This is a genomic window from Rhodohalobacter mucosus (assembly GCF_003150675.1).
Taxonomy (GTDB): Bacteria; Bacteroidota; Rhodothermia; order Balneolales; family Balneolaceae; genus Rhodohalobacter; species Rhodohalobacter mucosus.
On the sequence record NZ_QGGB01000007.1, the window covers coordinates 227794 to 242816 of the forward strand.

Sequence of the window (15023 nt, forward strand, 5' to 3'; positions counted from 1 at the left end):
GATAATTTATGAGCTGGAAAGAGATTCTGGATAAGCTGGAAAGCGGTGAAATACGCGCTGCTGAACCTGAAGGTGAAGGTTGGAAAGCCAATGTGGAAGTGAAGCAGGGTATTCTGGACGCATTCAGGGAGGGTAAAAATGTTAACTATGGTGGAATCTATGAGGGTTTCGTAGACAAGAGCAACATTCCTCCCAGAATGTTCGAGGCAGAAGATGGAGTACGGCTTGTTCCGGGAGGTTCCTCCGTACGAAGAGGCGCCTACGTGGCAAAAAGTGTTATCATCATGCCGCCCGCCTACGTCAATATCGGCGCATACGTTGATGAGGGATCAATGATCGACAGTCATGCGCTGGTCGGCTCCTGTGCACAAATCGGCAGAAATGTCCATCTTTCAGCGGGAGTACAGATTGGCGGTGTTTTAGAACCCGTGGGCCTGAGTCCCGTCGTGATTGAAGACGATTGTTTTATTGGTGCAGGTTCGGTTATTGTGGAGGGTATACTGGTGAAAAAAGGAGCTGTAATCGCACCGGGAGTAACGCTCTCAAAGTCGGTTCCGGTTTATGACTGTGTAAATGAAAGGCTGCTTGGAAAAGGGTCACCTGTACCCAAACGTGCGGTAGTGATTCCGGGGTCACGTCCAATCAATAACGAATGGGCAAAATCGCAAGGTTTATCTGCTCAGTGTCCTGTTATTATTAAATATAGAGATGAAGGAAGTGATGCATCGCTGGAGCTTGAAACTGCACTCCGATAAAAAAGTGTGTAAGGGAATTGAAATTTTCAGTTCTTACAAATAGAACATTAACAAAAAAATTGAGGATTCGATATGAGTTCATTAAACAAGGCAATGGTTATAGGAAGGCTTGGTGCAGACCCGGATGTGCGGTACACACAATCCAACACCGCTGTGGCTACCATGAGTGTGGCTACAACGGAAAGATATAAAGACCGTAACGGAGAGCTGCAGGAAAATACTGAATGGCACAGAATTGTAGCGTGGGGCCGACTGGCTGAGATTTGCCAGCAGTATCTCAAAAAAGGATCTTTGGTTTACTTTGAAGGCCCTATTCAAACACGAGAGTGGGAAGATAAAGAAGGCCAAAAGCGGTATACCACTGAGATTAAGGCATTGAACATGCAGATGCTCGACAGCCGGGGTGACTCGGGCGGAAGCAGTGCACCGGCATCAAAAAGCAACAGGCCGGCGAAAGAGACTGTAGAGATAGACGACAGTTTTGACGATATGGACGATGACCTGCCTTTTTAAAGGTAATCTCCATAAAATTTGAATGAAGTTTTGTACATTCAGAGATGGCGTTCAATTTTTTTGATCGCCATCTTTTTTTGATCATATTTCATCAAATCAAAGTTAATTCAGGACCAGTTTTTGGAAAAAAAAGACGAGCCTCCGAGTACGAGGTCGGGATTAAGCTTATTGTTTATCCCGGCATTCATTATTGCGGCCAGCGGCGCACAAGCCATAGTGATGTCAGAACTCGCCGTTCAAACCGCTCTTATGATTATCGGATTGGTATTGAGTGCAACATACTCGGGATCTGAAGTGGCATTCTTCTCCCTTGTCAATCAGATCGATAAACTGAATACGGATGGTGATTTTGGGAAGAAAGACACCCGCATTCTCAAAATGCTCCAAAAACCGAGAAAGCTGCTGGCCACTATCCTGATCGGAAATACATTTGCGAATATTGTTAGCTCCGTTCTGGCTGCGGTGATAACCGGTAAAATTGTGGCCTATTATGGATTTCCCGCCGCGATAGTGTATACCGTTGAGATTGTGGTTCTCACCTTTATGATTCTGATTCTGAGCGAAATCACACCAAAAATAATTGCAATCAATAACCCGCTGAAGGTGTCGCGGAGTATGAGCGGATTTATCTATGCCAATTTTATTCTGTTTACCCCTGTTTCGAAACTGATTGCAGAAAGCACAATGAGCCTTGAGAAGTCTCTGCCTAAACCCAATATCAGAATGACGGCAGAAGACCTTAAAACAATGGCGGAAATGAGTGAACAGGAGGGGTCTCTGAAAGGTGATGAAAGGGAAATAATTGAGAATGTGATTGAGTTCGGAAACATTACCGTTCGTGAGATAATGACATCCCGCGTCAATATTGTGGCGGTTCCGGTTACCGCAGGCCTTCCTGAAGTACTGGAGCTCATACAGGAGAAGGGTCTGTCAAGAATGCCCTTATTTGAAAATGACCTGGACAATATTATGGGCGTAATTTATTCCAAAGACATACTGCCTTATATCAACACAGAGTTGATTGATAGCCCTATTAACTGGAAAACCATTGCCAGAAAGGCACTTTTTATTCCGGCAACGAAAAAGCTCGACGATCTTTTAAGAGATTTTCAGCAGGAAAAAACACACATTGCCATCGTTGTGGATGAATACGGCGGAACAGAGGGGATTGTAACCCTCGATGATATTCTGGAAGAGATTGTGGGGGATATTGGCGATGAATATGATGAACAGGAAGAGAAACTGTTTACCAAATTTAAAAACGGCGTTTATATTTTTGATGCCAAAATCGACCTCGATGATCTCGATGAAATTCTTGGAACAGAAATTTCAACGGATGAGGATGAATACGAAACCCTTGGGGGATTGGTCTATCATCTCACAGAGCGAATTCCAAATGTAGGTGAGAGGCTCAATTACAAAAACCTTGAGCTTACCGTACATTCGGTGAAAAATAACCGTGTAAAAAAACTTCGCGTGAAACCGGATTTTACCATACAAGCCAAACCTGATAAAAGGCAGGATGAAGGCATCTGAGTTACCCGAAAAAGGTAAGCCGAAAATAAAACACCGGGTCAGTCTGCGCCCATTCAATACCCTCAGTGTGGAGGCCACTGCAGAGACCTTCATCGAGATTCTTGAAAAAGAGGATCTTCAGACTCTCTATCGTGAAGGTTTTTTCAGGAAATTTGACCCGTTTATCCTGGGAGGCGGCAGTAACGTGCTGTTCAGGGATAATCCTTCCCGGCCGGTTCTGAAAATCTCGCTGAAAGGAATCGACATCGTGGCAGAAAATGACAGCAGTGTTCAGGTTCGGGCCGGTGCCGGTGACGTGTGGCATGACCTGGTTGAGTTTGCCGTACAGAGAGGATATGGCGGGATTGAAAATCTGGCACTTATTCCCGGCACAGTGGGGGCCGCCCCCATTCAGAATATTGGAGCCTATGGTTCAGAAATTGAACAGGTATTCAGCTCTCTTGAGTTTTTTGACGTGCAGGAGGGCACTTTCAGAAGCTTTACCCGCGAGGAGTGTCATTTTGGGTACCGTGACAGCATTTTTAAGCGTGATTTGAGAGGAAGGGCCATTGTTACCTCGGTTACGCTGAATCTTACGAAGAAAGATCATAACCTGATTACGGACTATTACTCACTTACACAACGTCTCAGGGAAAAAGGAATTGAAGATCCGGGAATAAGAGATATTTTTGATGCGGTTGTTTTCATCCGGAAATCCAAACTGCCCGACCCGAAAGAGATCGGAAATGCAGGAAGCTTCTTTAAAAATCCTGTGATACCCCGCGATCAGTTTAAGCAGATTCAGAGAAATCATCCGGACATTCCCTTTTTTGAAGCTGCGGAAGGGTACATAAAAGTGCCGGCCGGCTGGCTTATTGAACAGTGTGAGTGGAAGGGAAAAAAAGTAGGTAAAACAGGCACGTACGAGCACCAGGCTCTGGTTATCGTAAATCATGGTTCCGCTTCAGGAAAGGAAATTTATCAGCTTGCAGAGAGAATACAGTCCTCCGTATTCGAGAAGTTTGGCATTGCACTCACACCGGAGGTTAACATTGTGGGTTAAAACCAAATCAGACATATAGATGCGGATTTATGACAATACATTTCAGCAGGCAATATCGTGTCCTCTGAAAATGTACCATGTTGCTTCTAAATCCGGGGGTTCAAACAGCAAGGTAGCTTTCCGGCACCGGAATAAGCTCCTGCTCAGGGATGTGATTTCACTCCAATTCAATAACCGCAGGTTCACTTCCGACTCTCTTTCCGAAGCGGAAAAAGAAACATCTGAATGGCTTCAGGAAGATTCGGTGACCATCTGCGGAGCGGTATTGAGAAAAGGTATTTTTGTTACCAGAATACCGATTCTGGTTAAAGAAAAGGATAACTATACCATTATTCAGGTTCATGGTAAACTCAGGAAAAGATCAGAGCATGATGAAGTACAATTTCCTGTAAGGAGCCGCAGTATGGCAAATTATCTGTTAAAAGCCGCATATCGCTCATTTGTGCTGAATGAGTGCATGCATGCCTCATCCTTGCACACCACGCTCTGTTTTCCCAACAAAGCATACCGCAGTACCGATGCAAATCTTTTTCAATCATTGAGCCGGATACGGGAGAATTCAGATACTTCTGATCTTGCGGAACAAACAGAAGAACTTTTTGTGACTGTTGACGCCACCAAGGCCGTAAATAATGTTGGAAATGCCATTCCCGAGTTGGTCTCACATCGAACATTTACAGGAATGTCTGTGAAAGAATCCTGCAAGTTTATCGAAGACACACCGCTTGAGGACGGCAATATTCTTGATATAGGCATTCACAGAGAATGTAAATACTGTGATTTCAGGCGAATGCCTGCCGGGAAAGGAGATGGTGACGGGTGCTGGAGGTTGTTTTTTCCGAATCATTCTGTTGTTTTTCCCGACCTCCACGTATATGAGCTGATTGGCCATGGCAATGACACAGAGACTGCAAACGGATTTTATTATCAGGAGCAGGTACCCGCTTCGGAGCCCTTCAGTTCCTTCGGAAATATTGAAAAACTCAGCGGTGAGAAGTTTACGATTCATAAGAGACGCATGCTTCAGCTACTGAAGTCGAAAGAGGTCCGGCTGCCTTCCCTTTGGGCCCGGGCAGGAATCCGTGAATTAAACCGGTTAAACTATCCGCTTCATTTTCTGGATTTTGAGGCAGCTACCTTTGCATTGCCCCTTGAACGCGGCGAACACCCGTATCAGCCCGTTTATTTTCAGTTTTCCTGCCATACACTTCACAAAAATGGCACCATTCATCATCATGACTGGCTTGACCTGGATCCGGAACGGACCGATGTGCACGTATCATTAATTGAAAAACTGAGTTCAGTGCCTGGAATCGAAGAAGGAACGGTAATTCAGTATTCTCAATTCGAATATCGCGCCATGAAGAATATTCTGAAACGCTTCAAAAAGAATGCAATGCGATATGAAGCCGGAATAGATGCCCTGGAGCAGTTAATGAGAGGTGCCGGATCAGGCAATCCATCAAGATTTCTTGACCTGAGCCGGGTAATTGAGGAGTACTATTACAACTGTTACATGAATGAGGGAATCGGACTAAAACATGTTCTGAAAAGCATTTTGAACTGGCAGAAGCATGAGGGATCCGATACTGAGAAAAATGTTAAGATACATGACGTGAATATTGACCTCTTTGAGGCTCATTCACCGGATGGTCAGCCCGACCCCTATTTATCACTCTCTGAAAACGATGAGAGGATCGGTGACGGTTCGGAAGCGATGAACGCCTGGCTCAGTCTGAAAAGCGGTTTGCTCGGCAGTGAAGAAATGAACGTGATTCCGGCGCTTCTTCGAAGATATTGTGCTCTCGACTCCTATGCACTGGTAATCCTTTTCAGGCATCTTCGTAGTTGTTCTGTACAGGTAAAAGGAGATAAGGATCTCATTATTTTTAAATGATCATCGATAATGCGGAGCTTAACCCGTAACTTTACTGCGAATTCTTATACAAAGCCAATATCATGAAACAGTTATTGTTACATCTGATTGCCACTCTTACTCTGTTTGCGTTTGTATCGTCCTGCTCGATTCAGGAAAGCCCGATTACAGGATCAAAAAGAGCTTATGCCTACAGCTGGGAGCAGGAAATAGAATTAGGACGAAATGCCGACAGTGAAATTGTAGCACAGTTTGGGGAATATCCTGACGAACAGGTGGCTGGTTATGTTGACAGGCTGAGCCGTGAGATTCTCGGTGAAAGCCATCTTCGCAGGGAGGATGTACCGGAAAAATATCAGAATACGGAGTTTACGTTCCGAGTTCTCGACAGCCCGGTTGTAAATGCATTTGCCCTGCCGGGCGGTTACGTTTATGTAACAAGGGGGCTGCTTGCCCATCTGAATAATGAAGCCCAGCTGGCTGTTGTTCAGGGGCATGAAATCGGACATGTTGCCGCCCGGCATGCTTCCCAGCGAGGGCTTCAGCAAACGATCGGGCAGTTTGCAGTTGTTGGAGGTGCAATTCTGGGCCAGGAACTTCTGGGGCTGCCGGGTGAAAGCCTGCTGAACCTGAGCAGTACTGCTGCACAGCTCCTTTTTCTCAGCTACAGCCGTGACAATGAGAGAGAATCTGACAAACTGGGAGTGGAATATGCCGCGATGAACGGTTATGCGGCAGAAGAGGGAGCTGAATTTTTCACAAGCCTGAAAAGAATCTCGGAAGAATCGGGGCAAACCATACCAAATATGCTATCGAGCCACCCGGATCCCGGTGAACGCGAGCAGAATATTCCGCGTATGGCCCGTGAGTGGGAGGAGAAAGGCTATGAACAAACCATTCGCAACACGGAAAGCTACATGCAGATGCTGGATGGTATCATCTATGGTGATAATCCGCGGAATGGTTATGTAACCGATGGGCGATTTGTACATCCTGAAATGCGTTTTCAGTTCAATGCGGCCGAAGGATGGCAGGTGATAAATGAAGCATCGCGTGTAATACAGGTGAATGAAAATGGAAATGCAGTCATCATTTTCAGTATCGATTCAGAAGCAGACGGTGCGCGGCAGTCGGTTGAGAAGTATGAGGGTGAGGAAGGCTTCACAACGCTTGAAAGCGGAGACGTGGTGACAAGCGACAGATGGCCGGCATACCGCGGGGTCTACAGCGTTCAAACTGACAGCGGGGAACTGACTGTGCATGTAGTCTCGGTAGAGTTTAACTCCAGGGTGTATCAATTTTTGAGTTATACAAGTTCTGAGGCCTATGATGATTTTGAACCCGCATTTGATGGTGTGTCACTCTCTTTTGATGAACTGAGTGATCCGTCAATACTGAATATTGAGCCTGTTCGCCTGCGGATTGAAAGAACATCAGAGTCCGCACTGTTCCGCAATCTGCTTCCCGGAACCCTGCCAATGGATATTACACCCGAGGAGATTGCCATTTTGAACCAGGTAAATCTGGACGAGCGGATTGAAGCGGGCACCTTTATTAAAATTCCAACTCAATAACGTAAAGACCTATTTATGATTGATCGATATTCCAGAAAAGAGATGACCGATATCTGGAGTGAGCGTAACCAGTTTCAGGCATGGCTCGATGTTGAACTGGCAGCTTGCAAGGCGTGGAGCCGGATTGGAAAAATTCCTGAATCAGATGTTGAGAAACTCTACGAAAAGGCTTCCTTTGATATCGACAGGATCCATGAAATTGAAAAGGAGACACGTCACGATGTGGTTGCCTTTACGCGTGCTGTATCGGAAACGCTGGGTGATGAGAAAAAATGGGTTCACTACGGATTAACATCCACAGATGTTGTGGATACTGCAAACGGATTTCGGCTGAAACAGGCAAACAGTCTTCTGCGGAAGGGTTTGGAGAGGTTTTCGGAAGCACTCGCTGAAAAGGCAAAAGAGCACAAGTTTACCGTAATGATGGGCCGCACGCACGGTGTGCATGCTGAACCAACCACTTTCGGACTCAAGTGCGCCCTCTGGTATGCTGAGATGCAGCGGAATATGGAGCGATTTGAGATGGCTGCAGAAGGCGTCGAATTCGGAAAATTGTCGGGAGCGGTAGGTACGTTTGCGCATATACCACCCGAAGTTGAGAAACTGACGTGTGAATTTTTAGGCCTGAAACCTGCACCGGTTTCCACACAAACGCTTCAGCGCGACCGGCATGCCTTCTACATGGCTACCCTGGCACTGATTGGCGGCACCCTCGAAAAAATTGCCGTCGAAATCCGTCATCTTCAGCGAACGGAGCTGCGCGAAGCAGAAGAGTTTTTCAGCAAAGGCCAAAAGGGTTCATCGGCTATGCCTCACAAACGAAACCCGATCAGCTCGGAAAACATCACCGGCTGTTCACGTGTTTTGAGGGGGTACATGATGTCTGCATATGAGAATGTACCGCTATGGCATGAACGGGATATTTCACACTCCTCCGTTGAGAGGATTATACTCCCGGATGCAACGATATTGCTTGATTACATGCTTCACAGGTTTTCCGGTGTGATTGAGAAGCTGATGGTGTATCCTGAGAATATGCTTCAGAATATGGAAAAAACGCACGGTCTTGTATTCTCCCAAAGACTTCTGTTGATGCTTATTGAAAAAGGATTATCCCGTGAACGGGCATACGATACAGTGCAGCCCCTGGCAATGAAAGCATGGGAGGAGAAACGGCCATTCAGAGAGTTGGTCCAATCGGATAGTGTAATCAGCCGGAATCTCAGCTCTGATGAAATCGAGGAAGCTTTCAATACGGACCACCATACCCGCAGGGTGGACGAAATCTTCAGGCGGGCAGGATTGTAAAAAACCGGTTGAAAACATCTCTTAAAAAAATCTGAGAGGGGGTGACACATAGATGTCACTTAGCGGATTTACATTGTGAATAAAACATAAACAAACGGAGTTCACAATGACAAATCAGGCTGTTAAAACAAAACCGGTATTCAGGGCAGAGCCCATTCTCAGAAGCATATTCAGGAAAGCGGAGGTTGAGTACAAAAAAACGGACGAAACGTTCCGCATGCTCGGATGGTCGGAGCTGCCGACAGAATTAAAAATCGCAATTGAAGATGATGTGAAAGGATATGTAGAAGAGCTGGCCGGAAGCTATTCAACGAACTGCCCGTTTGTTCAAAAAAGACGGGAGAGCATCGACTTCTGGATAAACAGTTATCTTGACGGTATCTGCACACTTGACACCGCAATGGAAGCACTTCGCCTGAAACGTTTGTGATGGTGTTTTAAATCATGGAATTGGGGTGAAGAAGTTCATGATGATTTGTTATCTTTACCAAAACGTGAACGAAGCGAAGTATTTTAATGAACAACTCTTCTCCTTTCTCAAGGATAACCCGCCAGGGGTTAACCTACGATGATGTATTGCTTGTACCCAATCATTCCAAAGTATTGCCCCGCAATGTGGATACGTCCGTGCAGCTTACACCAACGCTCAGGCTGAATGTGCCCATTTTCAGCGCGGCCATGGACACCGTTTCCGAATACAGGATGGCTATTGCGCTTGCAAGGGAGGGTGGAATTGCCATGCTCCATAAGAATATGACAATCGAGGAACAGGCCGAACATGTACGGCTTGTGAAACGGAGCGAAAGCGGAATGATCGTGGACCCTGTAACCCTGCCGGCAGACGCCACCGTCAAAGATGCCAGGGCATTGATGCAAAAGCATAAAATTGGCGGAATTCCCATTGTTGAGAGCGACAACCGCCTGATAGGAATTGTGACCAACAGGGATCTGCGTTTTGAACATTACGTAGATAAAAAGCTGGGAACCATCATGACCAGCGAAAACCTGGTAACGGCCAAGGAGAATACCAATTTGGAGGAGGCGGAAGAAATTCTGCAGAGGTATAAAGTTGAAAAGCTGCCAATCGTTGACAGTAAAAATATTCTGGTCGGCCTGATCACCTTTAAAGACATTGAGAAAAAGATGAATTTTCCCAACGCCTGCAAAGACGATATGGGAAGACTACGCGTGGGAGCTGCGGTTGGCGTAACGCCTGATACCATGGATAGGGTAAATGCCCTGGTCGATTCCGGTGTGGATATTATAACGGTGGATACGGCCCACGGCCACTCAAGCGGCGTAATCGATATGGTTCGAACCATTAAATCTGCTTATAAAGATCTGAACGTGGTAGGAGGCAACATTGCCACCCGATCGGCAGCCGAAGCTCTTGTAGAAGCGGGGGCTGACGTGGTGAAAGTAGGGGTTGGGCCCGGATCGATTTGTACCACACGGGTTGTAACCGGTGTAGGGGTTCCGCAGCTTTCGGCCGTGATGGAAATATCAGAATTCACTTCCAAAAAGGGGATTGGTCTCATTGCTGATGGCGGGATCAAACAAACAGGTGATATTCCCAAAGCAGTGGCCGGCGGAGCGGATGCGGTGATGATGGGTTCCATGTTTGCCGGTGTGGATGAAAGTCCCGGGGAAACGATTATTTACGAATCCCGCAAGTATAAATCATACAGAGGTATGGGCAGCCTCAGTGCCATGAGCAGAGGGTCGAAAGACCGGTATTTTCAGGATGTAGAGGACGATCTGAGAAAACTGGTGCCTGAAGGTATCGAAGGCAGGGTGCCTTACAAAGGCTATCTGAGTGAAGTGGTTCACCAGATGATCGGAGGCCTTCGTGCAGCTATGGGCTATGTTGGTGCTGCCAATATCGATGAGCTGAAAAACTCTGAATTTGTCCAGATATCGGCAGCCAGTTACCGGGAAAGCCACCCTCATTCAGTTCAGATTACCAAGGAGGCTCCCAACTATTCTGTCTAATTGGTAACGAATACCGCATAAATCTCTCTTTTATGAATAGACTGTACAACCAGACAGAGTTATGTGGGATTTTCTGAGAAAAATTTTTTCCGAGCGTGACGGAGACGTAACCGTTGTGGTTATTGATGAACAGGATCCAAATGGGTCCAGCTCATTTAAATTGAGAGCGGCTGATCTTGTAAAACTGGCGCTGCTTGTGGTGATGATTTCGGTGACTATCACGATAGTCATGTTTTTTGCGACGCCTCTCGGATCTCTCTATCAGCACCAGCAAGACGCCGACCTGAGACAGAGTGTCCTTGATATCAGCGATAGGGTTATAGCATTGCAGGATTCGCTGGAGGCAAGAGACAGCCAGCTAGCAAATATGAGAGAAGTACTTCGGGGCTCGCGAGACACCACATTTGCGGTGAACAACAGTGAACTCCAGATGCAGGATAATGAAGTTGTTTCTGTTTCGGCTGGCGAGGATCTTGTACAGGCTTATGAGATGCTGTCGCAAAATGAAATTATTCTTTCCGGAAATGTTGGCAGTACGTCCGACTTCCCCGCAGACGCACCTTTGCAGGGTACCCTCACTCAGGGATATGATGCATCGGTTGGCCACTATGGATTGGATATTGCAGCACGACCGGGTACGGAATTCAGGGTTCTGGCAGACGGTACCGTTATTGACCACGGCTGGTCGGTGAACTATGGCTATATTGTATATGTACAACATGCGGGCGGTATCATCAGCGTCTACAAACACGGTGCAAGATTATCGAAACAAAAAGGGGATTTTGTTTTAAAAGGTGATATTCTGGGCGTGATTGGCGATACGGGAGTGGTTAGCTCCGGTTCTCACCTTCACCTCGAAATCTGGAAAAACGGCGTTCCCCAGAATCCATCAATGTATCTGCTTAACTGAGTATCAATTAATCTTATGTTTAACAATAAAAACGACAATAAAGTGAACGGAACACAATCATCTCAATCACCAGCACTGAACATGGTCAGTGAGGGAACGACATTCAAAGGTACCATCGATTCATCCAACGACATTCGCATAGCCGGTGTGGTTGAAGGTGAAGCCATAACAAAAGGAAAGCTTATTATCACCTCTTCCGGTGTGGTAAACGGCGATTCAAGGGTAGGAGATGCTGACGTAGCCGGTAAAGTGGAAGGCACCCTGCACGTGGGAGGCAAACTCAATTTGCGGCAATCTGCAGTGGTAAATGGTGATGTGTACACGAAAACACTGATCGTTGAAGAAGGCGCGCAGATTAACGGAGCTTGCAGAATGGGGACTGAGGGCAAAACATCATCTTCCGCCGGTTCCACTGTTTCAAAATTGGGCGCCGATTCCAAGGAAAGAACAGAGAGTAAATAATTGCTGCGGGGACCCGGATTTAAGTCATATCTGCAATATGTGTCATTCGGCACTGAGATTGCTGTTGCAGTGGGTGCCCCGATACTATTGGGTTACTGGCTCGATACAGTTTTTGATACATCACCCTATCTTACACTTTCAGGGGTGCTGTTGGCGGTGATTTTGTTCATACTCATGCTGATCCGTCTTATTCGAAAACTAAACGAAGAATAAATGGGGAACTCTCAGAAGCAGATTCCAGCCCGGATTGTTGCTGCTTTGGGTATATACGCATTTTTACATCTGATTACGGCTTTATTCTTACCCGAAGGAACAGTTGCCGGATGGATAGCGGGTTATATTCTTGGATTGCTGGCTGTTATAATGCACTATTTATTCTCACTCTTTACCCGCAAGGTGGATGACGCCCATTTTGCTCCGGTCTTTTTGGCGGGTCTGCTGCTTCGCTTTCTGATAGTACTTTCCCTGTTTCTCGTTTTAATTCTGACTGAAAAATTTGATCAATTTAGCTTTACTGTTGGTTTCTTAATTTCTTATATTTTCCATTCTGTAAACGACGTGATTTTATTAAATAAGAAACTAACAAACCTTTCAGGTTAAAATCCTGCTGTTGTAATGACCCAAATTGTGCGCCGAGTTGTTGCCGCTGTACTGTTCTTACTGGTGCTTAATCCTGTTTTACTGGCTGCCGATCAAACTGATTCCGAGAGTGAAGAGCCCGTTATAGATGTGATGGGCAAAGTGGCTGATCATGACTATTTTGAAACGGCGGTCGGCAAAATCTATCTTCCCAGAATTCTTTTTGTAGGTTCTACTCCCTATTTCTACTCCAGTACAAAGAGTATGCTCGAATCCGGCGAATTCACGGAGACCGAGCAGGGGCTGATGCGTGCAGATGGTGCAATGATCACTTTAGACATGTCGATTACATCACATCTGGTTTACGTATGGTTGGGCCTGCTTTTTACGCTATTCATTACTTTATGGGCAGGTAGAAAATACAGGTCAGGTACCGGTCGCGAAACCGAACCCAAAGGTGTATTGTTTAATATGTTTGAGGTGGTATTCGTCTTTATTCGAGACGACATCGCCAAGGAGTTCATACCGCACAATAAGTATGAGAAGTATGTGCCGTACCTGTTTACCATCTTTATGGCCATTGGCTTTATGAATATGGTAGGTCTTCTGCCATGGGCCGCAGTGGCAACCGCTGATCTTACCGTAACGGCTACTCTGGCCGCAATCACTTTCTTTATCACTCAGTTCAGCGGAACGAAAGATCACTGGCAGCACGTATTTGTATTTCCCGGAGTGCCTGCCTGGACGAGAATCATCTTAACGCCCGTTGAAATTATCGGGTTGTTTACCAAGCCGTTTGCCCTGGCTATTCGTCTTTTTGCCAACATGCTCTCCGGTAAGATCATGATCATCAGTATTCTGGGGCTGATCTTTATCTTTACGGACATGTTTGGGGCGGCGATCGGTGCAACCTCAGGGATTGTTTGGGTTGCTCTGACAGCGGCCATCTATTTCCTGAAAGCATTGGTTGCTCTGATTCAGGCATATGTATTTACGCTTCTTTCAGCGGTTTTCATCGGTATGGCTGCAGAGGAGCATCATCACGAACATGATGAAACGTCGGTTGCTCATGCACAGGACGTACAAATTCAATAACAATCAATAATCAAAACAAACAAAAGGTAAAAACTATGGGTTTTTTAGCAGCAGGCATTGGTGCCGGAATCATTGCAGTCGGTGCAGGTATCGGAATCGGAATGATCGGTAAAGGTGCTACAGAAAGTATTGCAAGACAACCTGAAGCGGCCGGCGACATCCGCGGTGCCATGCTTCTTACCGCTGTATTCATTGAGGGTGTTGCACTTATCGGTGCGATTGTATGCCTTCTCCTTGCACTCGGCATTGGCCAGTAATTAACTGATACAACACTCAATAAAGAGGATGTAAGATGCTACACTTTTTGGCAGGTGGAGGGGGACTTCTCTCATTTAATACAGGATTTGGAATCTGGGTGGCAATTTCCACTCTGGTGTTTCTGTTTTTGATGAATAAATACCTGGTTCCCCCCATCATGAAAGCACTGAATGAGCGGGAAACGAGGATCAAGGACTCTCTTGAATCTGCCGAAAAAGCTCTTGCTAAAGCAGAGCAGGTCTCAAAAGACAATGAGAAAGCACTGCGGGAAGCAGAACAAAAGGCACAAAAAATTCGCAAGCAGGCTTTGGAAGACGCAGAGCTGATGCGATCTGAAAAGATCGAAAAAGCAAAAGAGGAAGCTGAAAAGATTCTTGAAAATGCGCGAACAACCATCGAGCAGGAGAAGCAAAAAGCACTTGTTGAATTGCGGAATGAAGTGTCGGAACTGGCAATTAATGCGGCTTCGATGATTATGAAATCAGAGCTGGATCAGGCAAAGAATAAAAAACTGGTTGATTCATTCATCAACGACCTGTCTAAACAGAACTGATCGATATAATTATGGTTTCCAAAGCAGCTCGCAGATACGCCAATGCCCTTCTTGTTACAGCCATCGAGCAGGATATGCTTGAGGATATCAAGGAAGATATGGAGTTAATTCATGAGACCATTGCAGGTTCCTCGGAACTCTCCCTGTTTCTGAAGAGCCCGATCATCAGGAATGATGTCAAGAAATCGGCACTCGAGATGATATTTGACGACAAGGTTCAGCAACTGACTTCCAGCCTCATTGCTATCCTTTCTGATAAGAGCCGGGAAGGACTGCTTTTCGGCATAAGCGAAGGATTTATGAAGCTCTATAATGAGCATCACAATATCATTGAGGTGGATGTTGAAACAGCATTTGAGCTCAACGAGGCACAGCAAACAAGCCTGAAAAACGAATTGGAAACCGTTACAGGCAAAACCATTAAAATGCGGATCGAAAAAAATGAAGACCTCATTGGAGGTCTCTCTGTCCGCATTGAAGATACCGTTTACGACGGTTCAGCCAAGTATAAATTAAATCAGCTTAAACGAAAGTTTACTACTGCTGTAGAATAAAAACCATTTAGGATAC

17 protein-coding genes are annotated in these 15023 nt (G+C 45.9%); all 17 read left to right on the forward strand.

The window, feature by feature from the left end:
* Positions 1 to 8: 8 nt before the first annotated feature.
* The 17 genes from DDZ15_RS10440 (at position 9) to atpH (ending at position 15007) form a co-directional block, all read left to right on the forward strand.
* The gene (locus tag DDZ15_RS10440; protein ID WP_109647030.1) at positions 9 to 755 is read left to right on the forward strand and encodes a 2,3,4,5-tetrahydropyridine-2,6-dicarboxylate N-succinyltransferase; all 747 of its coding nucleotides are present in this window, start codon (positions 9 to 11) and stop codon (positions 753 to 755) included.
* 72 nt (positions 756 to 827) lie between these two features.
* Complete coding sequence (locus tag DDZ15_RS10445; RefSeq protein ID WP_109647031.1) at positions 828 to 1268, forward strand: single-stranded DNA-binding protein; 441 nt, start codon at positions 828 to 830, stop codon at positions 1266 to 1268.
* A gap of 120 nt (positions 1269 to 1388) precedes the next feature.
* Positions 1389 to 2804 carry a hemolysin family protein gene (locus tag DDZ15_RS10450; protein WP_242978996.1) on the forward strand — a complete coding sequence of 472 codons (1416 nt, stop codon included), beginning with the start codon at positions 1389 to 1391 and terminating at the stop codon, positions 2802 to 2804.
* Positions 2791 to 3846, forward strand: coding sequence for a UDP-N-acetylmuramate dehydrogenase (gene murB, locus DDZ15_RS10455; RefSeq protein WP_109647032.1), 1056 nt, complete (start codon positions 2791 to 2793; stop codon positions 3844 to 3846). Before DDZ15_RS10450 ends, murB begins: the two co-directional genes overlap by 14 nt.
* A 19-nt stretch (positions 3847 to 3865) precedes the next feature.
* Positions 3866 to 5743, forward strand: a complete 1878-nt coding sequence (locus DDZ15_RS10460; protein WP_109647033.1) for a DUF2779 domain-containing protein — start codon at positions 3866 to 3868, stop codon at positions 5741 to 5743.
* 62 nt (positions 5744 to 5805) lie between these two features.
* Entirely contained in the window at positions 5806 to 7296 is a 1491-nt protein-coding gene (locus DDZ15_RS10465; RefSeq protein ID WP_109647034.1) for a M48 family metalloprotease, read from the forward strand.
* A 15-nt stretch (positions 7297 to 7311) separates the two neighbouring features.
* Positions 7312 to 8604, forward strand: coding sequence for an adenylosuccinate lyase (gene purB, locus DDZ15_RS10470; protein WP_109647035.1), 1293 nt, complete (start codon positions 7312 to 7314; stop codon positions 8602 to 8604).
* Positions 8605 to 8710: 106 nt separating this feature from the next.
* Entirely contained in the window at positions 8711 to 9034 is a 324-nt protein-coding gene (locus DDZ15_RS10475) for a hypothetical protein (RefSeq protein ID WP_109647036.1), read from the forward strand.
* Between the two features lie 86 nt (positions 9035 to 9120).
* The gene (guaB, locus tag DDZ15_RS10480) at positions 9121 to 10596 is read left to right on the forward strand and encodes an IMP dehydrogenase (protein WP_109647037.1); all 1476 of its coding nucleotides are present in this window, start codon (positions 9121 to 9123) and stop codon (positions 10594 to 10596) included.
* 61 nt (positions 10597 to 10657) lie between these two features.
* Positions 10658 to 11506: a M23 family metallopeptidase gene (locus tag DDZ15_RS10485; protein ID WP_109647038.1), complete on the forward strand. Its 849-nt coding sequence runs from the start codon at positions 10658 to 10660 to the stop codon at positions 11504 to 11506.
* Between the two features lie 15 nt (positions 11507 to 11521).
* Entirely contained in the window at positions 11522 to 11968 is a 447-nt protein-coding gene (locus DDZ15_RS10490; RefSeq protein ID WP_109647039.1) for a bactofilin family protein, read from the forward strand.
* Positions 11969 to 12007: 39 nt separating this feature from the next.
* A complete protein-coding gene (locus DDZ15_RS10495) occupies positions 12008 to 12181 on the forward strand; it encodes an AtpZ/AtpI family protein (RefSeq protein WP_158278679.1) in 174 nt (57 codons plus the stop codon).
* Positions 12182 to 12568, forward strand: coding sequence for a hypothetical protein (locus DDZ15_RS10500; protein ID WP_109647041.1), 387 nt, complete (start codon positions 12182 to 12184; stop codon positions 12566 to 12568).
* A 15-nt stretch (positions 12569 to 12583) separates the two neighbouring features.
* Positions 12584 to 13642 carry a F0F1 ATP synthase subunit A gene (gene atpB / locus DDZ15_RS10505; protein WP_109647042.1) on the forward strand — a complete coding sequence of 353 codons (1059 nt, stop codon included), beginning with the start codon at positions 12584 to 12586 and terminating at the stop codon, positions 13640 to 13642.
* A 35-nt stretch (positions 13643 to 13677) separates the two neighbouring features.
* A complete protein-coding gene (locus DDZ15_RS10510; RefSeq protein ID WP_109647043.1) occupies positions 13678 to 13899 on the forward strand; it encodes an ATP synthase F0 subunit C in 222 nt (73 codons plus the stop codon).
* A gap of 35 nt (positions 13900 to 13934) precedes the next feature.
* Positions 13935 to 14453: a F0F1 ATP synthase subunit B gene (atpF, locus tag DDZ15_RS10515; RefSeq protein ID WP_109647044.1), complete on the forward strand. Its 519-nt coding sequence runs from the start codon at positions 13935 to 13937 to the stop codon at positions 14451 to 14453.
* 11 nt (positions 14454 to 14464) lie between these two features.
* Positions 14465 to 15007 (forward strand): ATP synthase F1 subunit delta, encoded by a 543-nt coding sequence (gene atpH, locus DDZ15_RS10520; protein WP_109647045.1) that lies wholly within the window; start codon positions 14465 to 14467, stop codon positions 15005 to 15007.
* Positions 15008 to 15023 lie beyond the last annotated feature (16 nt).